This window comes from Williamsia sp. Y853 (genome assembly GCF_056786495.1).
On the sequence record NZ_JBXCJC010000003.1, the window covers coordinates 804,915 to 828,875 of the forward strand.

General features: G+C 61.8%; 25 protein-coding genes. 15 read left to right on the forward strand and 10 right to left on the reverse strand.

What is annotated here, in order from left to right:
* Positions 1–115: 115 nt before the first annotated feature.
* Positions 116–1,741, reverse strand: coding sequence for a fatty-acid--CoA ligase FadD8 (fadD8, locus tag AC1TPF_RS19930; protein WP_482145075.1), 1,626 nt, complete (start codon positions 1,739–1,741; stop codon positions 116–118).
* Between the two features lie 83 nt (positions 1,742–1,824).
* On the opposite strand from fadD8, the gene AC1TPF_RS19935 reads away from it, so the two are divergent.
* From AC1TPF_RS19935 to AC1TPF_RS19945, 3 genes are all read left to right on the forward strand, one after another.
* Positions 1,825–2,262, forward strand: a complete 438-nt coding sequence (locus AC1TPF_RS19935; RefSeq protein WP_482139695.1) for an NUDIX hydrolase — start codon at positions 1,825–1,827, stop codon at positions 2,260–2,262.
* Between the two features lie 31 nt (positions 2,263–2,293).
* Positions 2,294–2,833 (forward strand): GNAT family N-acetyltransferase, encoded by a 540-nt coding sequence (locus tag AC1TPF_RS19940; protein ID WP_482139696.1) that lies wholly within the window; start codon positions 2,294–2,296, stop codon positions 2,831–2,833.
* A 166-nt stretch (positions 2,834–2,999) separates the two neighbouring features.
* The gene (locus tag AC1TPF_RS19945; protein ID WP_482139697.1) at positions 3,000–5,174 is read left to right on the forward strand and encodes a glutamine synthetase III family protein; all 2,175 of its coding nucleotides are present in this window, start codon (positions 3,000–3,002) and stop codon (positions 5,172–5,174) included.
* Between the two features lie 113 nt (positions 5,175–5,287).
* Here AC1TPF_RS19945 and AC1TPF_RS19950 read toward each other — a convergent pair whose 3' ends face one another.
* Entirely contained in the window at positions 5,288–5,611 is a 324-nt protein-coding gene (locus tag AC1TPF_RS19950) for a DUF4286 family protein (protein ID WP_482139698.1), read from the reverse strand.
* A 45-nt stretch (positions 5,612–5,656) separates the two neighbouring features.
* Positions 5,657–6,580, reverse strand: coding sequence for a hydroxymethylglutaryl-CoA lyase (locus AC1TPF_RS19955; RefSeq protein WP_482145076.1), 924 nt, complete (start codon positions 6,578–6,580; stop codon positions 5,657–5,659).
* Positions 6,581–6,746: 166 nt separating this feature from the next.
* Here AC1TPF_RS19955 and AC1TPF_RS19960 point away from each other — a divergent pair, with 166 nt between their 5' ends.
* From AC1TPF_RS19960 to AC1TPF_RS19975, 4 genes are all read left to right on the forward strand, one after another.
* The gene (locus AC1TPF_RS19960; RefSeq protein ID WP_482139700.1) at positions 6,747–7,418 is read left to right on the forward strand and encodes a GntR family transcriptional regulator; all 672 of its coding nucleotides are present in this window, start codon (positions 6,747–6,749) and stop codon (positions 7,416–7,418) included.
* A gap of 140 nt (positions 7,419–7,558) precedes the next feature.
* On the forward strand, positions 7,559–8,791 hold the full coding sequence (locus AC1TPF_RS19965; protein WP_482139701.1) for a CaiB/BaiF CoA transferase family protein: 1,233 nt from the start codon (positions 7,559–7,561) through the stop codon (positions 8,789–8,791).
* A 135-nt stretch (positions 8,792–8,926) separates the two neighbouring features.
* Positions 8,927–9,712 (forward strand): 2OG-Fe(II)-dependent halogenase WelO5 family protein, encoded by a 786-nt coding sequence (locus AC1TPF_RS19970; protein WP_482139702.1) that lies wholly within the window; start codon positions 8,927–8,929, stop codon positions 9,710–9,712.
* 61 nt (positions 9,713–9,773) lie between these two features.
* Positions 9,774–10,199, forward strand: a complete 426-nt coding sequence (locus AC1TPF_RS19975) for a cupin domain-containing protein (protein WP_482139704.1) — start codon at positions 9,774–9,776, stop codon at positions 10,197–10,199.
* Between the two features lie 246 nt (positions 10,200–10,445).
* Here the strand turns inward: AC1TPF_RS19975 and AC1TPF_RS19980 are convergent, their stop codons facing one another.
* A complete protein-coding gene (locus AC1TPF_RS19980; RefSeq protein WP_482139706.1) occupies positions 10,446–11,282 on the reverse strand; it encodes a mycofactocin-coupled SDR family oxidoreductase in 837 nt (278 codons plus the stop codon).
* A 57-nt stretch (positions 11,283–11,339) separates the two neighbouring features.
* A complete protein-coding gene (locus AC1TPF_RS19985) occupies positions 11,340–11,753 on the reverse strand; it encodes a GlcG/HbpS family heme-binding protein (RefSeq protein ID WP_482139708.1) in 414 nt (137 codons plus the stop codon).
* A 359-nt stretch (positions 11,754–12,112) separates the two neighbouring features.
* Here AC1TPF_RS19985 and AC1TPF_RS19990 point away from each other — a divergent pair, with 359 nt between their 5' ends.
* From AC1TPF_RS19990 to AC1TPF_RS20010, 5 genes are all read left to right on the forward strand, one after another.
* Positions 12,113–12,856 (forward strand): maleate cis-trans isomerase family protein, encoded by a 744-nt coding sequence (locus AC1TPF_RS19990; RefSeq protein WP_482145077.1) that lies wholly within the window; start codon positions 12,113–12,115, stop codon positions 12,854–12,856.
* A 71-nt stretch (positions 12,857–12,927) separates the two neighbouring features.
* Positions 12,928–14,058 carry a substrate-binding domain-containing protein gene (locus AC1TPF_RS19995; protein ID WP_482139712.1) on the forward strand — a complete coding sequence of 377 codons (1,131 nt, stop codon included), beginning with the start codon at positions 12,928–12,930 and terminating at the stop codon, positions 14,056–14,058.
* A gap of 52 nt (positions 14,059–14,110) precedes the next feature.
* Positions 14,111–15,148: an ABC transporter permease gene (locus AC1TPF_RS20000; RefSeq protein ID WP_482139714.1), complete on the forward strand. Its 1,038-nt coding sequence runs from the start codon at positions 14,111–14,113 to the stop codon at positions 15,146–15,148.
* Complete coding sequence (locus tag AC1TPF_RS20005) at positions 15,145–16,671, forward strand: sugar ABC transporter ATP-binding protein (RefSeq protein ID WP_482139716.1); 1,527 nt, start codon at positions 15,145–15,147, stop codon at positions 16,669–16,671. The genes AC1TPF_RS20000 and AC1TPF_RS20005 overlap by 4 nt, the downstream gene beginning before the upstream one ends.
* Before the next feature lie 14 nt (positions 16,672–16,685).
* On the forward strand, positions 16,686–17,348 hold the full coding sequence (locus AC1TPF_RS20010; RefSeq protein WP_482145153.1) for an isochorismatase family protein: 663 nt from the start codon (positions 16,686–16,688) through the stop codon (positions 17,346–17,348).
* Positions 17,349–17,464: 116 nt separating this feature from the next.
* On the opposite strand, the gene AC1TPF_RS20015 is transcribed toward AC1TPF_RS20010, so the two are convergent.
* From AC1TPF_RS20015 to AC1TPF_RS20030, 4 genes are read right to left on the reverse strand one after another with little or no spacing between them, the layout of a single operon-like run.
* Complete coding sequence (locus AC1TPF_RS20015) at positions 17,465–18,457, reverse strand: DUF1648 domain-containing protein (protein ID WP_482139718.1); 993 nt, start codon at positions 18,455–18,457, stop codon at positions 17,465–17,467.
* A gap of 1 nt (position 18,458) precedes the next feature.
* Entirely contained in the window at positions 18,459–18,809 is a 351-nt protein-coding gene (locus AC1TPF_RS20020) for a GntR family transcriptional regulator (protein WP_482139720.1), read from the reverse strand.
* A gap of 60 nt (positions 18,810–18,869) precedes the next feature.
* Positions 18,870–19,511 (reverse strand): 5,6-dimethylbenzimidazole synthase, encoded by a 642-nt coding sequence (gene bluB, locus AC1TPF_RS20025; RefSeq protein WP_482139722.1) that lies wholly within the window; start codon positions 19,509–19,511, stop codon positions 18,870–18,872.
* Positions 19,511–20,389: a LysR family transcriptional regulator gene (locus tag AC1TPF_RS20030; RefSeq protein ID WP_482145078.1), complete on the reverse strand. Its 879-nt coding sequence runs from the start codon at positions 20,387–20,389 to the stop codon at positions 19,511–19,513. Before AC1TPF_RS20030 ends, bluB begins: the two co-directional genes overlap by 1 nt.
* Positions 20,390–20,480: 91 nt before the next feature.
* Here AC1TPF_RS20030 and AC1TPF_RS20035 point away from each other — a divergent pair, with 91 nt between their 5' ends.
* The 3 genes from AC1TPF_RS20035 (at position 20,481) to AC1TPF_RS20045 (ending at position 22,393) form a co-directional block, all read left to right on the forward strand.
* The gene (locus AC1TPF_RS20035; RefSeq protein ID WP_482139725.1) at positions 20,481–20,846 is read left to right on the forward strand and encodes a YybH family protein; all 366 of its coding nucleotides are present in this window, start codon (positions 20,481–20,483) and stop codon (positions 20,844–20,846) included.
* Between the two features lie 56 nt (positions 20,847–20,902).
* The gene (locus AC1TPF_RS20040) at positions 20,903–21,655 is read left to right on the forward strand and encodes a dienelactone hydrolase family protein (protein ID WP_482145079.1); all 753 of its coding nucleotides are present in this window, start codon (positions 20,903–20,905) and stop codon (positions 21,653–21,655) included.
* A gap of 99 nt (positions 21,656–21,754) precedes the next feature.
* Positions 21,755–22,393 carry an FMN-dependent NADH-azoreductase gene (locus AC1TPF_RS20045; RefSeq protein WP_482145154.1) on the forward strand — a complete coding sequence of 213 codons (639 nt, stop codon included), beginning with the start codon at positions 21,755–21,757 and terminating at the stop codon, positions 22,391–22,393.
* A gap of 104 nt (positions 22,394–22,497) precedes the next feature.
* Here AC1TPF_RS20045 and AC1TPF_RS20050 read toward each other — a convergent pair whose 3' ends face one another.
* The gene (locus tag AC1TPF_RS20050) at positions 22,498–23,889 is read right to left on the reverse strand and encodes an ABC transporter substrate-binding protein (protein WP_482145080.1); all 1,392 of its coding nucleotides are present in this window, start codon (positions 23,887–23,889) and stop codon (positions 22,498–22,500) included.
* Positions 23,890–23,961 lie beyond the last annotated feature (72 nt).

Genomic DNA, 23,961 nt, shown 5'->3' on the forward strand with positions numbered 1-23,961 from the left:
GGTACGAAAGTTCACGGTCCGCAAGAGTGTTTATGGAAGAGAAGAGAAGTGCGAATCGGACAATATTCTTTTGTCCGATTCGCACCGCCCGCTACCGGTCCAACAGCGACAACGCTCAGCCGACAGCCCGCTCGCTCTCACTCCAATACTGCTTGCGCAGCGCCTTTTTGTCCGGTTTGCCCAATGCAGTCAGTGGCAGTGATTGCGCAACGATGACGCGTTTCGGTGATTGCACAGCACCCTTCCGGTCCTTCACCGCGTCCTGGATCTCCGCGATCATCGTCGCGATCGAGACGTTGTCGGTCAATGCATCGCTGCGCAGCACCACAATCGCGGTCACGGCCTCACCCCACTTCTCGTCAGGAACGCCGATGACACCGACCTGCGCAACCGAAGGGTGCTCGGCCACAACGTCTTCGACCTCACGGGGGAAGACGTTGAAACCGCCGGTGACGATCATGTCCTTGGTGCGATCGACGATGAACCAGAATCCGTCCTCGTCCTCCCGGGCCACATCGCCGGTTCGCAACCAGCCATCCCGGAACGCTTCGGCGGTCGCCTCCGGAAGTCCCCAGTAACCACCGGCGAGGAGCGGACCGGCAACACAGATCTCACCCGGCTCCCCCACCGGAACCGGTTTGCCGTCGTCACCGAGTAGAGCGGTCCGCAGGAATGCCGAGGGTCGACCACAACTCGACAGTCGCTTCTCGTCGTGGGCGTCCTTGGGCAGATAGCTGATCACCATCGGCGCCTCGGATTGCCCGTAGTACTGCGCAAAGATCGGTCCGAACCGCTCGATGGCCTCAGCCAGTCGCACCGGATTGATCGCCGAGGCGCCGTAGTACACGGTCTGCAACGACGACAGATCACGGGTGCGTGAATCCGGATGGTCGAGCAGGGCATACAACATCGACGGGACCAGCATGGTGGCCGTGATCTTCTGTTCCTCGATCGTCCGGAGCACCTCGGCCGGATCGAACTTGGCCAGCACCACCATCGAGCCACCCTTCATCAGGGTGGGCACAAAAAAGGCCGCACCCGCATGCGACAACGGTGTGCACATGAGAAAGCGAGGATGTTCGGGCCACTCCCATTCGGCCAGCTGGATCTGGGTCATCGTCGCCATGGCCGACGCAGTCCCGATGACGCCCTTCGGTTTCCCGGTGGTACCGCCGGTATAGGTGATCGAGACGATGTGATCCGGCGCCAGATCCGCGGCAACCAGCGGCTGTGGCTCGAATCGCCGGGCTTCGGCGGTCACGTCTCGTGCGACGTCGGCGAGCTCGGTGGGCACCGGTCCGAGTGTCAGGACCTGCTTGAGGCTGTCGACCCGCTGCAGCAACGCCACCGCGCGTTCGACGAACATCGGCACCGGGTCGATGACCAACGTCGCGATCTGCGCGTCGCCGAGAACGTACGCGTGATCATCGAGCGAGCCCAGCGGATGCAGCGCGGTCCGGCGCCATCCCTGGGTCTGACCCGCGCCGATGACGAACAGCACCTCCGGCCGGTTCAGTGCCAGCAGTCCGACCGCGGTGCCGGAACCGGCGCCGAGAGACTCGAAGGCCTGCGCGTAGGTACTGACCTGCGCAGCCATCTCACCGCCGGTCAGCGTGGTGTCCCCCAGAAACAGAACCGGATCGTTGTGATGTCGCTTGAGTGCCGCCACCATCAAGTGGCCGAGGTGCGTGCCGCCGCGTAGGTGATCGAATTCGGTGGTCGCGTCCGCAGAATCAGTCATGTCGAACACACTAGAACGTGTTCTAGATTTGCGGAAGCATTCCGGTGGTGTGCCCGGCGAGTCCACCCGGCATGATTTGTCCCATGAGCACGGATACCGAACGCACGTCACCCACCCTGATCGTCTCCGCTGTCTGTTTCCACAACAGCGCGTCACAGGTGCTGACCGTCAGGAAGTCCGGTACCACCTCTTTCATGCTGCCCGGAGGCAAGCTCGAAGCCGGCGAAAGCCCGGTCGAGGCAGCGGTACGCGAAGTGCTCGAAGAGATCGGCATCGAGATCGCGCCGCAGGACCTGACCGAGCTCGGAACCTTCACCGCCGCGGCAGCAAACGAAGCCGACACCCTGGTGTACGGCCACATCTTCTGCGCCGAGCTCACCGGTGAGCCGGAGCCGGCCGGCGAGATCGCGGAACTGCGCTGGTACGACCGTACGGACACATCGCCGCAGCTCGCGCCCCTGCTGCGCGATCACATCTTCCCCGCACTCATCGCCGACAAACCATCCGTGGAGAAAGATTGACCTCCGCGACCTCGGCGCGGACAGTGAAGGGATGCGGTTTCGGCATACCGAGCGCGACGATCTCGTTCTGATCCAAAAGTGGCTCGGCAATCCTCATGTCGCTCGCTTCTGGAATCACGACACCTCTGATGAAGCGGTCGAGCGCGATTTCGGTGGAAGCATCGACGGGACCGAACCGACCGAGGACTTCATCGTTCTCTACGACGATCTGCCGATCGGACTGATCCAGCGGTACTTCTTTGCCGACTATCCCGATGATCTCGCCGAACTGGAAACACTGCTCAGGGTCCCCGAGTCCGCCATGTCGATCGACTACTTCATCGGCGAAGCCGAGATGACCGGACGCGGCTACGGAACGCTGATGATCCGCCGGATGGTAGAGATCTGCTGGGTTGATCGGCCGAAGACCACAGCAATCATCGTCCCGGTGGCAGTCACCAATCCCGCGTCGTGGCGGGCTCTGCTGTCGGCGGGTTTCACCCAGGTCGCCACCGGCTACCTCAAACCGGACAATCCGATCGACGACGGCCAGCACCATGCCTTCCGTATCGACCGGCCGTCCGGACGCTGACCGCAAAACCGGACAGGTTTCGGCCGAGGGCAACCAATCCGTAACACCCGTTCAACTCTGCTTTCCATCGTCACTGCGATGAAACGAGTCCGTTACCGATCGTTCGTAGAGTTCGCAGGTCAGGGCTTTCAGCACCATTGAGACCCGCGAGAAGGGTAAAGAACGAATGAGCGGAAACAATATCCGGCTTGCCGCCATCACTGCAGTCGAGGCGTACCAGCCTCCTCCGGTCAGTTTCGATATCACCGAGGCGCCGGGAGACATCTTCGGCGCAAACGTCTTCAACAAGTCGGTCATGATGAAGCGGCTGCCGAAGAACGTCTACAAGTCGGTGATCTCCACGATCGAAAAGGGCAGCAAACTCGACCCGGCCGTCGCCGACGCCGTCGCATCCGCGATGAAGGACTGGGCGCTCGAGAAGGGCGCCACCCACTACGCCCACGTCTTCTATCCGCTCACCGGACTGACCGCAGAGAAGCACGACAGCTTCCTCGAACCGTCGAGCGACGGATCAACTCTCGCCGAGTTCCAGGGCAAAACCCTGATCCAGGGTGAACCGGATGCCTCAAGCTTCCCGAACGGCGGCCTGCGCAACACATTCGAGGCCCGCGGCTACACCGGCTGGGATGTCACCAGTCCGGCGTATGTGCTCGAGAATCCCAACGGCAACACCCTGTGCATCCCGACCGTATTCGTGTCGATGACCGGTGAAGCACTCGACCACAAAACCCCGATACTGCGCTCTCAGCAGGCCATGGGTAAACATGCCGAGCGCGTACTGAAGCTGTTCGGGCACGCCAATCCCGGCAATGTCGTCGCCTTCTGTGGACCGGAGCAGGAATACTTCCTGGTCGATCGCCACTTCTTCCTGGCACGTCCCGATCTGCTCAATGCCGGGCGCACCCTGTTCGGCACGAAACCCCCCAAGGGGCAGGAGTTCGACGACCACTACTTCGGCGCGATCCCCGAACGCGTACTCGGCTTCATGATGGACACCGAACGCGAGCTCTTCAAGCTCGGCATCCCCGCCAAGACCCGTCACAACGAGGTCGCACCCGGTCAGTTCGAGATCGCGCCGATGTTCGAACGCGGCAACATCGCGGCCGACCACCAGCAGCTCCTGATGACGACGTTCAAAACGGTCGCCAAGAAGCACGGCATGGAATGTCTCTTCCACGAGAAGCCTTTTGACGGTGTCAACGGTTCCGGCAAGCACGTCAACTTCTCGTTCGGCAACGACAAGTTCGGCAGCCTTCTGGTACCCGGCGACACCCCGCATGAGAACGCACAGTTCCTCGTGTTCTGCGCAGCCGTCATCCGGGCGGTGCATCTGCATGCCGGGCTGCTTCGGGTGTCGGTCGCATCGGCGACCAACGATCACCGCCTCGGCGCCAATGAGGCACCACCGGCAATCGTCTCGATCTTCCTCGGCGAGCAACTGGCCGACGTCTTCGATCAGATCGCCAAGGGTGCGGCAACATCGTCAAAGGGCAAGGGCACCATGCTCATCGGTGTCGACACATTGCCGGTACTGCCCACCGACCCCGGCGATCGGAACCGGACAAGCTCATTTGCGTTCACCGGCAACCGATTCGAGTTCCGCGCTCCGGGATCGATGCAAACCGTCAGCGAGCCCATGGTTGTACTCAACACGATCATGGCCGATTCACTCGACTACTGCGCCACGGTGCTCGAGACAGCCCTCGCCGAAGGTGTCGAATTCGACTCCGCCGTACAGACACTCCTCACCGACATCATCACCGAGCACGGCGCGGTCGTGTTCAACGGTGATGGTTACTCCGACAACTGGCCGATCGAGGCCGCCTCGCGTGGTCTCCCGAACCTGAAGACAACAGTCGACGCGCTGCCCGAGTTGATCTCGGAGTCGTCGATCGAATTGTTCGCCAAGTACGGCGTTTTCAACGATCGCGAGATGTACAGCCGCTACGAGATCGGTCTGGAACAGTACATCCTGACCATCGCTGTCGAGGCCAAGCTGACCCTGGAGATCGGGTCGACGCTGGTCATGCCTGCCGCCATCCGGTACCAGACCGAGATCGCCACCAACGTGGGCGCTCTCAAGGCCGCCGGTATCGAACCAGACATCACATTGCTGAACATGGTCACCGAGCCGATGAGAGAGCTGACCGCAGCTTTGGCGGCTCTGAAGTCAGCGCTCGGTGTACACGTCGAAGGCAGCCTCGAAGAAGCCAAGTATGCACGGGACACCTTGCTGCCCGCGATGGCCGCGGTCCGACTCGCGGCAGACACCCTCGAAAGTGTTGTCGCCGATGACCTCTGGCCCCTCCCGACCTACCAGGAGATGCTCTACATCCTCTGATCTACAGGTCTGATCAACCACCGAGAACAATCGAGCCGCCGTACACCCTCGTGTACGGCGGCTCGATTGTCGGTGCTGGTCGCTCTGCCGTTGGCTAAATGCACTGCTGTTGGTTACTTGCTCTCCTGATGCTCCACGAGATCGAAGAGCTGGAACTCGGAGCCGGGATCGGTACGAGTCGCGGTGGTCGGCGTCCGGTTCGGGGCATCGGCGTGGATGCGCGCCACGATCTCGTCCAGGTCGTCGCCCTCGAGGGTGTAGGCCGCCATGTATCGGTACTTCGGGTCCTCGTCCCGCGAGCGGTACCGTGTTGCGCTCTGAACCCCGTCCAGCGACAGGATCTCGGGAAGATGATGATCGCTGTACCAGCGATTCATCTCCTCGTCCGACTCGTCGTCGCGTGGGTGCGTGAAGGCAATGTACAAACCTTTGGCCATGTTGTCTCCCATATCATCTCGATGTGCTGCGGTGAAGTGAATGTGTCAGGCCGGGAAGGTGCCTGCACGTGACAGTTGGCCCGGGACCGTCTTGTTCAGCATCTCACCGAGCCGTATGGCCCCCGACATCAGCAAGTCGATGGCGAGGCCGGTTCGCACTCCACTACGTTCTAGGAGATACCAAAGATCCTCGGTGGCAATATTTCCCGTCGCTGCGGGCGCGAAGGGACATCCACCGACCCCGCCGAGGCTGGCATCGAGCGCCGACGCCCCGGACTGCAACGCAACCAGGGCGTTGGCATACCCCGTGTTTCGGGTGTTGTGGAAGTGCCACCGAACCGGCAGGCCTGCCGCCTCTTTCGCTGCATGGTCCGCGAGTTCGAGCACCTGCGCCGGAACGCCGACACCGATCGTATCGGCCAGCGCCACCTCGTCGGGCTGGGCGTCCACGCATTGCTTGATGAGTTCACCGACCCGGGCCGCCGGGACCTCACCCTCGAACGGACAGCCGAATGCGGCCGCAATGGTCACCGTCGTCTTGAGGCCGGCGCCTTGCGCACGCCTGGCCAGACGCGACCAGAGCGCAACACCTTCGGCGGTGGTGGTGCCCTGATTGCGAGCACTGAACGTATCGGAGGCAACCACAACGATATTGGCCTCGTCGAGGCCGGCAGCGATGGCCCGATCGAGGCCACGCTCGTTCAACACCAATCCGATCCAGGAGACCTCCCCGCGCGGGAGCGCGTCGGCGACAGCCTCGGCATCCGCCATCTGCGGGACGCGCCCCGGGTGTACAAAGCTGGTTGCCTCGATGCGACGCAGACCGGCGCCGACCAGGTTGTTGATGAGTTCGAGCTTGGCCGCCGTCGGCAACAGTGTTGCCTCGTTTTGCAGTCCATCACGAGGTGACACCTCGACGATCGTCACCGACTGGGGCTCTTTCGTTTCGCGCGACACTTCAGTTCCCATTCTCAGATTTTCTCGCAGGCTTCGAATGTATGCAAGTTGAATGTTGCGGGTGTGTAAATCGGCAGAAATCGGCGCAAACTGCCTCGTTTTGGTTGTCTCGATCCAACACCCGAGATAGGATGTATGCAATCGAGGGAGGTACTTGGTGTCTCAAGCATCGCAAAGCGTGACTGATCTTCTACGCGCCAAAATCGTGGAGGGTCAGTGGAACGCAGGCGACCGGCTGGGCGAAGTGGAACTGGCAGCCCTGCTCAACGTCAGCCGCACTCCGATACGCGAGGCGTTGGCACGACTTGCTGCAGAAGGCTTGGTCGTGATGTCGCCCAACAAGGGCGCCCGAGTTGCGACATGGACTGCGGAGCGGCTGACCGAGATCTTCGATCTGCGGCTCCTTTTGGAGCCGGCCGCCACCGGCATGGCCGTCGGGCGGCTGTCGGACAAGGAGATCGACAACCTCGAAGAACTGGCCGGCCGCATGCAGCGCCTCGGCAAGGCTGCCGGCGACCGGGACTTTCCGGCAATCGCGCAGCTGAACCGCGAGTTCCACGCGATCCTGACCGAAAAGACACAAAGCAGCCAACTCGCAGCGACGCTCACCTCCGTCAGACATATCAATCTGGCAACCGTGAACTACAAACACTTCGACGAAGACGCGCTGTCCCGCAGCCTGTCTCACCACTTTGAGATCGTTGCCGCGATCCGAGCCGTGAACCACGAGTGGGCAGAGTCCGTGATGCGCTGTCACATACACAATGCTCGCGCCGGAATGCTCCGTCCGGAGACCGGACAGACATCGGGGGTCGGGATCTTCAAAGGCATTGGCGCCGTTTTGGACTGACCGGTCATATCTGACGGCGACCATCAGGTCGCCACCACAATCCAGATCCCGGGACATGTGACCGGGGTTGATTTTGAAATGCCGATAGACGCACACCACGGCTCGTTCTCGATCGGGCTCCAACCGCAGAGGAAGTTGATATGTCCACCTCACACATCAAAGGAAACGAGAGCCAGGACCAGGCAGGTCCGCTCTCCAACCTCAGGGTCATCGAGATGGGCCAGCTACTGGCCGGCCCGTTCTGCGGCCAGCTGCTCGCCGATTTCGGCGCCGAGGTCATCAAACTAGAAGATCCGGGCAAGGGCGACCCGATGCGGCAGTGGGGCCGGGAAAGCTCGCAGGGCCAGTCGCTGTGGTGGCCCGTTGTCGCACGCAACAAGAAGTCGGTGACCTGCAACCTCCGCACCCCTGAAGGACAGCAGATCGCCCGCGATCTCATCGCCTCGGCGGACATCCTGATCGAGAACTTCCGACCGGGAACCCTGGAACGATGGGGCCTGAGCTACGAAGAACTCAGTGCCGTCAACCCCAAGCTGATCATGGTGCGTGTCACCGGCTACGGCCAGACCGGCCCATATTCGCCGCGTGCGGGCTACGGCTCGATCGGCGAGGCCATGGGCGGATTGCGTCACATCACGGGCGACCCGGACAGCCTGCCGAGCCGCACCGGAATCTCGATCGGCGACTCGCTGGCAGCGGTGTTCGCCACGATCGGCGCGTTGGTTGCCCTGCACGGCGTGCAGCGCACCGGCCGTGGACAGGTGGTCGATTCGGCCATCTACGAAGCCGTGCTCGCCATGATGGAATCCACTGTGCCCGAGTACGAATTGACCGGTTACCAGCGCGAGCGCACCGGGTCGATTCTCCCGAATGTCGCGCCAAGCAACGTTTATCCGACCGCCGACGACAGCAGCATCTTGATCGCCGCCAACCAGGACACCGTCTTCGGACGCCTGGTTGATGCCATGGGCCGTCCCGAACTGGCATCCGATCCCCGGTACCACAACCACACCGAACGTGGTATCCGGCAGACCGAACTCGACGACTTGATCGCAGAGTGGACGCGCACACAAGCGTCCGAGAAACTGCTGGTTCTGCTCGAGGAAAAGGGTGTGCCCGCCGGACGGATCTACCAGGCCCGGGACATGATGAACGATCCACATTTCATCGCCCGCGAGGCGATTGTCAAGGTGCAGCACAAGCTGTTCGGCGAGTTCCCGGTGCAGAACGTGGCACCGAAACTTTCGTCGACGCCAGGGTCGATCAGGTGGCTTGGACCGGAACTCGGCGAGCACACCGCCGAAATCCTGACCTCCGTGCTGGATCGGACACCGCAGGAAATCACGGATCTGCGCAGTTCAGGCGCGATCTGAACCCTTTCGTACAGATGTAACGCAAGCGCAACCACGTCTCTATTTTGTATGCAAGACTAACTAACCAAGTAGTCCCGCTGCGACATTTCACCGCAAGAAGTCCGCAACACGGGATTGTAGAGAGGACCGATTTACATGCCTGCATGGAAGCAGACCACCGCAGCTGAATTGAGTGCCGAATCGCTGGCGGCCCTGATACGCAACGAGATCCCCGCGATCCGTATCGAAAACTTCGCCACCGCCGACGAATGCGCCGCATTCTCCGAGGCCGTACACACCTCCCCTGACCTCAAGTCGTACAGCGTTGCCACACCGACCCACTACCTCGGATTGGTCATGTACGAGTACCGCCAGGACGGCGGCCGCAAAGCCGAATTCTTCGACGCCGTACCTGCTGCCGTTGCCGCACAGGAAAAGCTCTACGCGCAGTCGGTCGACGTCCCGGAGCGATTCCGTGCGATGCTCGGCGAGTACCACCCGAACGGCGAGATCCGCGTACCCAGCGAGCCAGGTTTTGGCGACTACTGCCCTGTTGTCGTGCGCATCGCCTCCAACGGCGTGCACTTGCACGCCGACTATGCCCCGTACAACTCGCCTGACTGGGCAATTGGCGAGATCGAGGACCAGATCACCTGGAACCTCTACACCCAGTGCCCCTCCGCAGGCGGCGAGACCACCGTCTACAACAGCCCGTGGATTCCCGCCGAAGGTGAAGATCCCGCGCGCGGATTGCCCAGTGGCGACATCGAATCCGACAGTTCGATCGAGAGCTTCACCTTTGCACCGAAGGTCGGCGAGGTTGTGCTGTTCAACCCCCGCAACCCCCACAAGATCTCTGCAGGCGAAACCGCCGGTGAGGGTCGGGTGTCGATCGGATCGTTCCTCGGCACCAGGGACAACGACCTCCTGATGTGGTCCTGACCCCACCAACACAGTTTGTAGCCCAAAAGTTCTACAGCCCAACAATATTGAAGGAGAAACCATGGCGATTGACATCGAAGATCGGATGATCAAGCCCAGCGGACGCTTGTTCACCAAGAACTCGGACATCCCGTCGGATCCGGTTAGCTTGATCGAGGACACCGTCGAAGACGGTGAACTGACCGTTCGCGCCCTGATGGTCGGCCAGGACATGATCTTCGTCGAGGCTTTCAAGGGCAAGGGCATGGTCGACCCGATGCATCAGCACGACGATCACGAGTCCATCGGATACTGCCTGAGCGGCAAGCTTCGGCTTGTCATCGGCGGCGAAGAGTTCATCGCAGAGGCCGGCGACACCTGGCTGCACCCGCGCGGAGTGCCGCACATGAGCGAAGCTCTCGAGGACACAATCCAGCTCGAGATCAAGTCCCCGCCCCGTAAGACCTGGTACACCGACGCCGAGCTCGAAGAGCGCGCCAAGCGGTGACCATCTCGACTCGCCGGAAAAGCCTCCCCCCCAGGTGATTCCGGCAGACCAGCAGCGCCCCAGCTTCGGCCGGGGCGTTGTTGTGTATCAGGACCTGCCGCAATTCGCCCGCGTCATCTGACGCCAACCCGCCAGGTGCATCTACGTATGGCGCTGCCGATGACAAGGCGACACAAAAGCGGGGCCTTTCGAATGCGTGAACATTCGAAAGACCCCGCCGCGCGAGATGGTGCGCGTTATCTGTTGTTATGCAGCGCCGTTGGTGGCACCCGAACCGGCCAGGGGGCCGATGGTCTCACCGGTGATGTACTTCGAATCCGGCGAGACGAGGAATGCGATGGTGCGCGAGACGTCGATCGGCTCGATCCACGGCACACCCATCGGGTTGATGACGTATGCGGATTCGATCTGCTCGATGGTCGGGTTCTCGATACCCGGCAGGAACAGCGCCTCACACGACGCGTTGCGGATCATGTCCGTGTTGACGTTGGTCGGGGTGACAGCGTTGACCGTCACGCCGGACTGGGCCAATTCCATTGCGGCAGACTTGACCAAGCCGATGACGCCCCACTTGGCGGCGCAGTAATGGCCGAGGTTGTTGAATCCGATGTGTCCGCCACCCGAGGAGGTTGCGACGACACGTCCGTAGCCGGCCTTCGCCATGTGCGGCAATACAGCGCGGAAGGAGTTGAAGACGCCCGTCAGGTTGATGTCGACGGTCTCGCCCCAGACCTCGGCGCTCATCTCGGAAACCGGTACAGCGGTCATGATGCCGGCGTTGGCGAGCAGGATGTCGATCTTGCCCCACTTTTCGACGACCTCGTCGGCGAATGCGATGAGCCCGTCCAGGTCTCGCACGTCGATCTGGCGTGCCAGAACCTTACGGCCCAGTCCTTCGATGAGGCGGACCGTCTCGTCCAGATCAGCCTGCGTGGCCATTCCGTACGGGGTGGTTGCGTTGTCTTTGAGCGAATCGATGATGACGATGTCAGCACCCTGTTCGGCGAGATGAACCGCATGCGAGCGGCCCTGTCCGCGTGCGCCACCGGTGATGAAAGCGACCTGTCCGTCAAACTTACCCATGTTCAATCCTGTTCTCATTGATGATTGTTACCGTCAAAAACGTTGGGGCCGTGCTGGTTACTTGATTGCTTCCACGCCCGCGGTCGCCACCTTGATGTCATCTTCGGTCGTTCCACCGCTCACTCCGATGGCCCCGACGAGCGTTCCGTCGACCAGGAGCGGAAGTCCGCCACCGAAAGGCGTGAAGCCCGGGATGGCCGTGATCGATCCCGCAAACGACGGACTCGCCGCTCCGGCGTCTTCCCACATCGACGTGGGCTGTCCCATGCCAACAGCCGTGTAAGCCTTGCCTTTTGCCATCGGTTCGGCCATCAATGGACTGCCGTCCATCTTGATGTACGCAATCATCTGACCTGCATGATCGATGACGGTCACAGCCATCGGGACAGTGATCTCAATGGCCTTGGCACGAGCTGCCGCCAAGACGGCCTCCGCATCATCCAAGGTCAAGACCGTTCGTTGAGTGGCCATGGCTGCTCCTTCTCCTCGCGGGGGGTCGACGATCCACCTGAGGTGGTCATGCACCGCTTGCTCTGCTTCATGTGATCGAACTGCACACAATTATGACTGCATGATCGTCCAAGGTCAACCATTATGTATACAACCGCGTTTGGATCATTAGCGCAGCTCAGGAGTACAAATGCCCATCCAGAGGTCAGGATTCTCGGGTTTCTTCTAGTAAACTCCCTGTAAACACGCGGCTCTACCGCTATTGTTTCGAGACGGTACTGCCGTAGCTTTCGTTAACGTGCGGCAACACCGCATCTCACGATGTACACAGAATCAGTTTTTGCACACCACAGGTTGTGTGCAATCCCCAAAGGAGTCCCATGGTTGACGTGCTCGGCTGGCGCAACGTCTTCGGCGTTCTCGCACCTTCGACGAATACGGTCGTGGAGCCGGACTACTACCGCATGACGGTGCCCGGTGTGACCCCCCATGTCGCACGGATCCACATCCGGAATCAAACTTTGACGAACAACGAAGACTTCGAGGGACTGCTCGACCAGATCCGCGAGGAGATCAATGCGGCATGCGAGCGTGTGCTGACATGCGATCCCGACTACCTGGTGATGGGCATGTCGGCTGAAACCTTCTGGGGCGGAATCGAAGGCAACCGACTGTTCGCCGAACAGATCGAAACCTTCTCCGGCAAGAAGCTGGCCACCGGCGCCGATGCCGTTCGCCGTGCGCTCGACCTCTTCGGTGCCCGGAGACTCGGTGTCATCACTCCGTACCAGCCGATCGCCGATGACATGGTGCGCCTGTTCCTCACCGAAGCCGGATACGATGTCGTCAATCTCAAGGGCCTGAAATGCCCGTCCGCGGTTGACATCGCGAGAGTCTCCGAAGATACATTGCGGCAGAGCATCCTTGAAGTCGACGGCCCCGATATCGACGCAATCGTGCAGGTCGGCACCAACCTGTCGATGGTTGGCCTCGCCGACGAGGCCGAGCGTTGGCTGGGCAAACCGGTCATCGCCATCAACGCCGCCACCTGGTGGCATGCGCTGCGCACCAATGGGATCACCGATCAGGTCCGCGGCTCCGGCACCCTGCTCCGCGAGCACTGATTCCACACCCCTGTTCCACAGCCCGAAAACGCATCAACCCCCCAAACCCGAATACCAATGAGGAGGACTTCGTGAAGAAGACCGCGTCGTGGATGATCACAGCTGTCGCTGTGGGATCCCTACTTGCCGGATGTTCCAGCGCCACCGACGACAGCAGCAACAGTGGCTCGTCGAACAAGGCAGCCGGCAATGCTGAATGCACGACCGCCACAACCGACTTGGTTGCGGCCGCCAAAGAGCCCGCGCCGCTGGTTGCCCCCCAGGCTCCCCTGGATCTCGCCGCCGCCAAGGGTAAGAGCATCTGGATGATCAACGTGGTGACCAACGAGTTCACCACCGCCGCCACCAATGGCTTCAACGAGGCAGCAGCAGCAGCCGGCGTCAAGACCACGATCTTCGACGGTCAGGGTCAGACCAACAAGTTCAACGAGGGTGTGTCGCAGGCAATCGCTCAGAAGGCAGACGCAATCGTTCTGCTCGGTGTCGAGCCTGCTCTGCTGGCCGGCGCTCTGTCCGATGCCAAGAACGCCGGGATCCCGGTGATCAACGCACTCTCCGGTGACGCCAGTGCACCGCTCGCAAATGGCGTGTTCTCCAACATCAGTGCCGACTACACCGCAGATGGCGCCTCGCTTGCCGCCTGGACGCTGGCCGACTCGAGTTGCACCGCAACGACGGTTCTCGCACAGCCGACCGCCATCGAGATCTACGAGAACATGACCAATGGAGCGAAGGGCGTCTACGACGAGTACTGCCCCGACGACTGCAAGCTAACCGCCCTGGACATCGACCTGGCAAACGCTGCAACCGATCTGCCGCAGAAGGTGCAGACCGAGATGACCCGTGATTCGAACACCGACTACGTCTTCACCGCATGGGACTCCGGCGTCACCTTCGTCGAGCCGACCGTTGCGATGAAGAACCCGAATGCAAAGATCCTCGGCCGTGACGGGATCGCCTCGAGCCTCGACGCCATCCGCTCGGGCAAGGGCCAAGACGTGACCGTGGCCGCACCGCCGGAGGCATGGCTCGGCTGGACGATGCTCGACGACGCGATTCGGGCGATCACCGGCGCGCAGCCGTCCGGAGTTGTCATCCCGACCCGGCTCATCGACAGCACCAACGTCGGTGACTCAAACGATGCAGTGAACCCCAACTACACCGATTTCCAGGCCGCCTTCACCGAGGCCTGGGCGAAGTAACCGTCGCCCTGCGGGCATGGACATGTCCGCGGCCACACACACCGGAGAAATCATGAGTAATGACCTTGGCGCCGTAGTCGCCCCGTCTACGGGCAACGCGGCAACTCCCAACAAGCCGGAAAAGCCGGCCACCACCCACAAAGCCCGTCAAAGTACGTCGATCGTCGAGCGTTATGCGCTGGTCGGTCTGTTGGTGCTGGCGTTTGCGATCTGCGCGCTGTTCCTGCCCGAGTTCAGGTCGACCGGCATCGTCTCGGCGATGATCAACTCGCAGGCCATCATCCTGCTGTTGGCACTGGCCGCCACCCTCGCACTACGGACCGGGGACTTCGACCTCGCGATCCCCGGCGTGATGGTGACCAGTGCGTGTGTGGTCGCGGTCATGTCGACCAACGGATACTCACCCGCGGTCGTCATCCTGGTCGCCCTCGCCGTCGGCGTGGTGGTGGGTTTGATCAACGCCCTACTTGTCGTCAAGATCGGCGTCGACTCGTTCATCACGACCCTCGGAATGTTCACCGCTCTGTCCGGAATCGGCTATGCCATCACCGATTCCAAGATCGTCACCGGCGTCCCGGACTTCTATGTGGAGCTCTCGCGGGCAAAACTGATGGGCCTGCCGATGACCACCTGGTACGCGTGGATCTTCGTGGTGGTGTTGTGGTTCGTCTACCAGCGCACGCCGGTCGGCCGCTACATGCTGTTCATCGGAGGCAACCGGGACGCCGCACTGCTTGCCGGTATCTCTGTCGCCCGCATCCGCACTGTCACCTATGTGGTGTCGGGTCTGGTCGGCGCGATCATCGGAATCATCCTGGTGGGCAACTTGGGCGCCATCGATCCGGGCATCGGCAACCAGTATCTGCTGGCGCCATTTGCTGCAACATTCCTCGGCGCCACCGCGATCACGGTCGGTCGTTTCAACCCGATCGGCACGATGGTGGCGGTGTACCTGCTGGTCGTGGGCATCACCGGCCTGCAGCTCGCCGGCGCGGCATCCTGGGTCAGCCCGCTGTTCAACGGCCTGGCTCTGATGATCGCGGTCGCACTTGCCAAGCTGGTCGGCAAGCGGCGGGGCGCAGCGAAATGAGCACGGGCCCGGCACTCGAGATCGAGGATCTGTCAAAGCAGTTCGACGGAAACTACGCGTTGCACCCTCTGACCTGGCAGGTGCAGCGTGGCGAGGTGCACGCGCTAGTTGGTCAAAATGGAAGCGGCAAGTCCACTTTGATCAAGTGCCTGGCAGGCTACTACCGGCCCGAGACCGGCCGGGTGAAGCTGTTCGGTAAGGAGTTGGACCTCCCGGTCCACAACCCCGCCGACCACGGCATCGCCGTCATCCATCAGGACCTCGGTCTTGCACCGGAGATGACAGTGCTCGAGAACATCGGAGTTGCAACCGGTTACGGTGCGCGCAGCCTTGGCTGGGTGCAAGACCGCAAAGAAGGCAAGGCCTGTACCGAGATCGCAGATCGACTCGGCATCGAGTTGCCGCTGCGAGCAATGGTCTCCGACCTCAGCCCGGCACAACGTGCGCTCGTCGCGTTGGTTCGCGCGGTCCGCGCGCTCGGTGACGGTCACGAAGGTCACCTGTTCATCCTCGACGAACCGACGGCATCGCTCTCACACAGTGAGGCGGCGCAGGTCACCTCGATGATGCGCAGCGTTGCCGACCTCGGATCAAGTGTGATCTTCGTCAGTCACCGCCTCGGCGAGGTTCTCGACGACTGCGACAACGTCACCGTGCTCCGAGACGGCGAGCGGGTGCTCACCCGCTCGACCGAAGGTCTGACCCGGTCGGATCTGGTTGCCGATATTCTCGGTCGCCGACTGACTGAGTACTATCCGGATCCTCCTGCCCGAGCATCGGTCAGCACGGCCCAGTTGGTACTCGATGGCGTCAGTGGCGGTGTCGTGCGCAATCTTTCGGTCAGCATCGAGGCCGGTGAGATCGTCGGGTTCACCGGCCTGGCGGGAATGGGTCACGAAGAACTCCCGCTGCTGCTCGCCGGCAAGTTGGCGCGCACTGCGGGTACGGTGACCGTCAACGGGACCGAGGTGGAGGCGAACAAACCGCGGGCAGCCATTGCCGCGGGTCTGGCATTGGTACCCGGAAACCGTCATCGCGACGGGGTGTGGCTTGACGCCTCCGCCGTCGAGAACGTGACGCTGCCTGCGTTGGACAAGTTCACCAAGTTCGGCATCGCCACCAATTGGCGCAAGGAACGCGCCAAAGCACTGGAACTGGTTGAGTCCTCGGGTGCAGTTCCCGCGCAACCATATTGGCCGATCCGGCAATTCAGTGGCGGCAACCAGCAGAAGCTGGTCCTGTCGAAGTGGCTGCAGATGGCACCATCGGTACTGCTGCTCGATGAACCCACCCAGGGCGTGGACGCCGGAGCCTCCCGTCAGTTGCTCGATCGGGTCGCCGATCTGGCTGCCGACGGAGCATCGGTTGTGGTCTTCTCCGGTGACCACGAACAACTTGCGGCGATCTGTCACCGCGTGTTGGTCCTCCACGACGGACAGATCGTTGCGGAACTTCCGCAAACCGAGCTGAGCGAACAGTCCCTACTCGAAGCATGCGAGCGGGCAGTGGAGGTTTCGGCGTGACCGGAACCGGTGCTATTGAAAGGCCGGGTGTCGACAAGCCGGGTGTCGACAAAGAAAAGGACTACGAGCAGGCAGGATTCGGCGGCTCACTCGGTTGGGGCCGCCGTCCGGCACTGGTGATGATCGACATGCTGGAAGCCTATTTCCGGCCGGGATCACCACTGTGCCTGCCTGATCCGACCGTCATCGAGCGGGCATTGACATTGTTGGAAGCCGCCAGAGCTGCCGGCATCCTCGTTGTCCACACCCGGGTCGAGTATGCCCCCTGGCTCGCGGACGGAGGACTGTTCACCAAGAAGGTCTCGGCCCTGAGGTTCCTCGAAGCCGATCATCCAGACGGGTTGGGCGCCTTTGTGCCGCAACTGATACCGATCGCGGGCGAGATCGTTGTTGTCAAGCAGTACGCGTCGGCCTTTTTCGGCACCTCGCTGGCGTCAACGCTGACGGCCAATGGTGTTGACACAGTTCTCCTCTCCGGGGTCTCGACCTCCGGTTGTGTACGCGCAAGCGCCACCGACGCCATGCAACACGGATTCATCCCCAAGGTGGTCAACGAGGCCTGCGGCGACCGGAGCCAGGAAATCCATGACTCCAACCTCTTTGACGTCGGCGCGAAGTACGCCGACGTCATCGATCTGAACACAGCGACCACGATCCTGGGTTCGCCGAGGTCCTGAGCTCTCGGAGGTCCGGTTTCAGTCTGCACAATGGGTCGCGAACGGTCAACGCCCGGGTTTCCCGCGCATATCCTGCGCGGGAAACCCGGGCGTCACTGCGTTCATCGGGCGCACCCTCAAGCCGGATCTCGGGCACGCATTCGGTACGCCTCGAGCAAACGGACTCCGGTATCCGCATCGTCGACCACAACGATCTGACGACCACCATCAATCCGGTCTACGAGGATTCCATCACCGGACTTGAGAACAAAACCCTTGGCGCCCTTCAGCTCCCCACGAAATCCCAATCGATAGCCATATCCGCCGAAGTCCTTGATCGCGCTGACCTTCACAGCGCGAACTGCGGCGACCTCCGAAGCGGGGATGATGATCTTGGGCCAGCCGACAACACTTCTGACATGCAGGCCCGCCGGGTCGACCGTCACCCGCATCCCGTACATCAACACTGCAACGGTTGCCACGGCCACCGCCAGGACGGCAAACAACCACTGCCCGGACAACACCGCGGCCACCAGGCACATCACCACGCCGGAAACCATGAGCACCAGCGGGATTCCGCCACTGAGTACCGTCCTGGTCCAGACCACCCGTTCGGTCGGCTCGATCATCATCGGAACGGTGGAGCGCTCCAGGTCCACCGGTGTGGTCCACCTCGGCACCAATCTATGCACCAGAGTCGCACACGCAGCACCCACGGCCAGCGCGAGAACCAGTGACCACCAGGGCAGTTCGACCGCCGATACGTCGACCTTGCCACGCTGGACGCCGGTGGCGGACAGCGCCAACGCTGCGATGAAAGCTGCCAGTGCGGCAACACCACTGACGACTTGCGCGCACAATGTGTATTCCCGAAAAGCCGCGGCCGCCACCGCTGCGAGCACCATCAGCGCGATCCCCACAAAAATCAGCGTCCACATCAGGCCGGTCACAGAGGTGTAGCCATCCGGCTCGCCGCCGGAACCCCAGTGGGTCGCGACATGTTCGGGCAAATCATCTCGCCAGCTGTTCAACAGAATCGCCGAGACCAGCGTTGAGATGATCGGAATCATCACCGCCACGCCCAGCAGCCAAGCCAGCGGACGCTTCGTTTCATCTGTAGACGAACCCATTTCAGTATCCTTCCCGAACCATCGCAGCAAGATCCTCGCCACCGAGTCCCAGTTTCCGAGCGGCGGCATGTACGGCTCCGATTGCCGATCTCAGATCGGCTTCGTCCGGTACCGCGGTGTGCGTGACGACCGCGCCCCTGCCCCGACGGAGCTCGACCAAACCCTGGTCGCGTAACTCCTGGTAGCCGCGCAGCACGGTGTGCACATTCACCCCGAGAGACTCGGCCAGATCGCGCGCTCCTGGAAGTCGCTCCCCCGCAGTAATTTCGCCGCGGACGATGGCACCCCTGATCGCGGCAGCGAGTTGCTCATAGAGCGCCTGCGGCGCTGTCGGATCCACACGTATCAGCACATACTCAATACTATAGTTCTAGTTAGACTAGAACAAGTGCATTCATGAACCGACGGGCGATCACCATCCGTTTTCGCCGACGAACTCGCTCAGCGGGCGACCTGTGGCCCACCCCTCGATCTCGAGCACCGGGCGCGCCGGGAACTCGGGAACGGGCCCGAGACACAACACCGCAACCGGTTCGGCGCCGGCAGGCAGTGACACGATCTCGGCAAGCACTCCCGGTTCGAACAACGACACCCAACCCATGCCGAGTCCTTCGGAACGTGCTGCAAGCCACAGATTTTGGATTGCGCAAGACACCGAGGCCAAATCCATCTGCGGCATGGTTCGACGACCGAACACGTGACGCTCGCGGCCATCACGCAGCGCAACAAGAAATAGTTCTGCGCACTCGAGGATGCCTTCGACTTTGAGTGCCATGAACTCATCAGCCCTCTCGCCGAGGGCGTGTGCCGTGCGTCGGCGTTCGTCATCCACATGGCTGTGAATCTGCTTCCGCAACAGCGGATCGGTGATCCGGATGAATCGCCAGGGCTGCATCAAGCCGACGTTGGGCGCGGCATGCGCAGCCTGAAGCAACCGCTCGAGGACATCTGAGGGGACGGTTGCGCCCGGGACAAAGGTGCGCATGTCACGACGCTCGGCGATGACGCGATAGACCGCGGAGCGCTCGGGCTCGGTGAACGAATGATCTTCCATCACAGGTCGAATACCTCTCGGAGAATCGGTATGAATGCCTGCACCGCGGGGCTCGTCGGCGTAGACCAGACCGCGGACAATTGTGCCGGGACACCGACATCCACGATCGGGACCACCTGAACACGCCCTCGATGGTCCGCGCCCATCGACTCGCTCAGGATTCCGATCCCCAGTCCCCTGGCAGCACACTCCAGCACCGCGTCCCCAGCGCTGGCCTCGATCACCACCATGGGCGAGAAAGCGGCCGCAGTGCAAGCGATGTCGAGCACCGATCGCAGGCCGGTCCCCACCGGCATCGCCACCAACGCTTCGCCCGCCAGATCGGTCACCGCGATGCGTTTTCGATCTGCCAGGTGATGACCAGGCGGCACCAGGGCCACAAGTCCCTCACTGACGATCACGGATGCCTGCAAATCATCGCCGACCGGACCCGCGGTGCCGACAATCGCGACGTCCAACCTGCCACTTCGGACGTCGTCGGTCAATTGGTCCGAATTCGCCTCTTGGACCGCGATTTCGATGCCCGAGTACGAACTGCGGAACTTCTCGATCGCGGCAAAGAGCGGTGTGATCGTGCAGCCGACAACCATCCCGATCGACAACCGGCCCCGCAACAGCCCGCTCACGTCATCGACCGCCTGACCCACTGTGCCGACCGCCGCGAGTGCCGTTCGTGCTGGGCCGAGCGCGGCCTCACCCGCGGGGGTTAGCCGGGCGACCCGGCTCGATCGATCGAACAACTGTGCGCCGAGTTCTCGTTCGAGTTGCCGGATCTGGGCACTCACACCGGACTGGCTGATCCGAACCCGCTCGGCCGCACGCGTGAAGTTTGCCTCCTCGGCCACCGCGATGAAGTATTCCAACTGCCTCAGTTCCATAACTCCAGATTCTAGTATGTGTCAGAACAATCTATTGGACTTCTCGCAATTGTCGAGCGAGGCTGGAATCACACCTACGAAAGGATGAACAATGTCACCTCGAGAGACCGCGCAGCGTCCCGAAGACCTGACTCGGCTGTTCGTGGAGCGATCCAATGCCGGTGACGCCGAGGGTGTTGCCATGCTTTATGAAGAGGATGCGGTGATGGCGTATCCGCCCGGCGAGCAGACTGTGGGACGCGCAGCGATCCAAGAACTGTGGTCGAAAGTCTTGTCCCACCGTCCACAATTCCGACCCGAAGAACCACTGCCGACGCTGGTCAGCGGCAATATCGCACTGACTTCGACCCCGCCGCGAGACGGCGCCGGTGCCCGCGCCCAGGTGGCGCGTAAACAAGCCGACGGAAGCTGGCTGCGACTGCTCGACCAACCCGAGTTCGTCAGCCCGACTTCGTGAGAGCGCAGGGTTGACCCGTCGAAACCGGCCCGGGAGGCCCCGGTAGCGTTGTGTCCATGTTGCGCACCACCATCGAGATCGAGGCCGGACACGGCGTTGCGGAAGCCTATGTAACCCGACCGGATGAGAATTCTCATCCCGGCGTCCTCTTGTATATGGATGCCTTCGGTCTTCGCCCGCGCATCTATGAGATGGCCGACCGGATTGCCGGCTGGGGTTTTGTCGTCATGGCCCCCAACGCCTTCTACCGCCACGGCACCATCGAGGACCTCGCGGTGCAGGGGGATCTGAACGATCCCGCCTACCGCGATGAGTTCATGTCCGGCGCGATGGGCCGAGTACGTTCCTTGGGCTCGGGCCTGGCCACCGCGGACGTCGGCGAATACGTTGATCGACTGCTCGGGCTCCCGGAGGTCAGCGGCGACGGGATAGGTGTCACCGGATATTGCATGGGTGCGGCCTTGGCGTTGCGTACCGCCGGTACCCGACCGGATCAAGTCAAGGCAGCTGCCGGGTTCCACGGAGGCAATCTCGTGACCGACGCCGTCGACAGCCCCCATATCGTCGCCAAGAACGCGCGGGCGCGCCTGTACCTCGGGCACGCCGACAATGACCGGTCGATGCCGGCCGAGAAGATCGAGATCCTGGAACGGGCTTTCGACGCAGCAGGTCTGCTGTACACCTCTGAGGTGTATCCGGATGCGCCACACGGCTTCACGATGTCCGACATCCCGGCATACCGCGCCGACGCGGACGAACGCCACTTCAACACCCTCGAGAGCATCTTCCGGGAGAACCTCACCCCCTGACCCCGCAAAAGCACACGTTGCAGTCATAAACACACGTTGCAACGTGTGCTTATGACTGCAGTTTGTGCTTTTGTCGCCGGCAACAACGAGAATGAACAGATGCCAACGCTGCTGCACATCGATTCATCCGCCAACCCGAAGACATCGACCTCCCGCGAGCTGACCGAACTCTTTGCCACCACCTGGCTCGGGAGCGGCGAGGGCCGCACCGTGACGTATCGGGATCTGCACGCCGATCCGGTACCGCATATCTCCGATGCCGGCCTGCATTACGCGCCGCGACTCCGGGTTGATGCCGAGGATGTGGCGCCGGAAGCCGAAGCGCTGCAGGCCGAACTGATCGCCGAGGTATCTGCAGCCGATGCAGTCGTCATCGGCGCTCCGATGTACAACTGGTCGATTCCCTCGACGCTCAAAGCCTGGATCGACCACATCCACGTCCTGGGAACCACCGCCCCGTACGACACACCCGATCAGCCATTCGCCGGAATCCCGGTGGTCATCATCTCCTCACGTGGCCTGACATATGGGCCCGGCGCAAAAGACGAAGGCCTCGACCACACCGTGCCCCCGCTGGTGCAGGTCCTCGGTGCAGCTCTGGGTATGAAAGTCGACGTGGTGACCTCAGACCTGACTCTCGTCGGACGGATCCCTGCTCTGGACCCGTTCACCGAGCAGGCCACTGATTCCGCGAAGACCGCGCGTGACAGGGTTGTCGAACTCGCACAACAGATTTGAGCGGCGGCGACCCAGGAATCGTTCATGGAGCCCGCGCATCGCCGTCTTGATGCGATCTTCGTCACCGGGTAGCGACTCGCAGAGTCGCTACCCGGTGACGGCCTCTAGTTGATGTCGGCCATGGTTTTGCCGACATCAGCGAGTGTCATCGCCTTGCCATAGTCTTTCTGGTACTTGTAGGCCGGAATGTTGCAGCGATACGGACCGTTGTCAGGTTGGAAGTCGGCGGCTATCCAGCCGTCCGGCGTCACCTGCTCGACGTTGAAGCAGGGTGACGGTGCGGCACCCGGTGTCAGATCGACCGGCGCCGTGAGGCCACCACCTGTCCACGCTGATTCCTGAATAGCGGCGTCGTAGGTGCACGTCCGCGTCAGAGCATCCCCGCAACTTGCCGCCGACTTGGCGAACAGCAGCCACGCAGAGAATGCTCGGATCGACGGCAACGTCAATTCTGCATCCGGCGCATATTGCTTGTAGAGGTCATGGAGCTGCTGCATCGCCGGCACCTCATCCGAACTCTCCAACGGCGCAACTCCGCCGAGTTCGACCACATTGTTCTGCTCGCCGGCAGACGTGCCCAATGCCTCGATGAACGAGTCGTTGTACGCGTTGTTTCCCGGATTGATCCAATCGAGCTTGTAATCCATGTCGGTGAGCGCACTTTCGAGCTTCGCCAACTGCTCCGGCGTCCCGTAGAAGAACAGACCCTTCACACCCTTGTTCTTGATGGTCTGCGCATAGGGCGTCCAGTCGGCGATCCCCGTCGGGGGATATGAATCGCGATAGATCACGGTGCCCCCCGCCGCCGTCAGGGCTTCTTCCGACTGATCGCCAGTGGTCTTCACAACCGGTGAATCGCCGCTGATGATCCCGATCGCACCAGCAGATTCAGGATAGGCATCTCGGATGAGCCACTCCCCCATGCCGTAGAACGGGTCATAGCCGGCGACCCGGCTCGGCGATGCGCTGACCTCCAGGTCTGAGCCCACGGACTGTGGTTGAGCCACCTGAGCCGGGAAGCTCGGCAACCCGCACCCAAGACGTTCCTTGACGCCCAGTCCATCGAACGCATGGCCTCCGCCGACCAGGGCGAAGTCCTCACGGCAAGCCGTCACCATCTGCTGACGCACTTGCAGCAGATTCGAATCGCGGGTGGTCGCGACGATCTTGCGACCGTTGATTCCGCCCTGCTCGTTGCACCACGACGTGAAGACCTTCGCCGCATCCGGAAATTCGGAAACCTTGGTGAAGCCGATGTCCGATGCTACACCGACATGGATCTCGGTGCCGGTAACCCCTTGTGCGGGAGAACCTTTCGGCGATCCGGTGCCGCAGATCTCACCCAGGTCACCGAATGCGGTTGCTGAGGCCTCTCCAGCCGCGGACGTACCGCCGCCGCCGTCGTTCTTGTCACCACTGTCGTCGCTACGGCTACTACAGCCGGCGACGATCAGCGTAACGGCCATCAAAGCGATGACCGAGTGGTGTGGTTTCAACTTGCTCCTCCTATTTCGAAAGGGCACATGCGCAAGGCTGTGCCACTGAACTTGCATACCGACCGCGGAGTT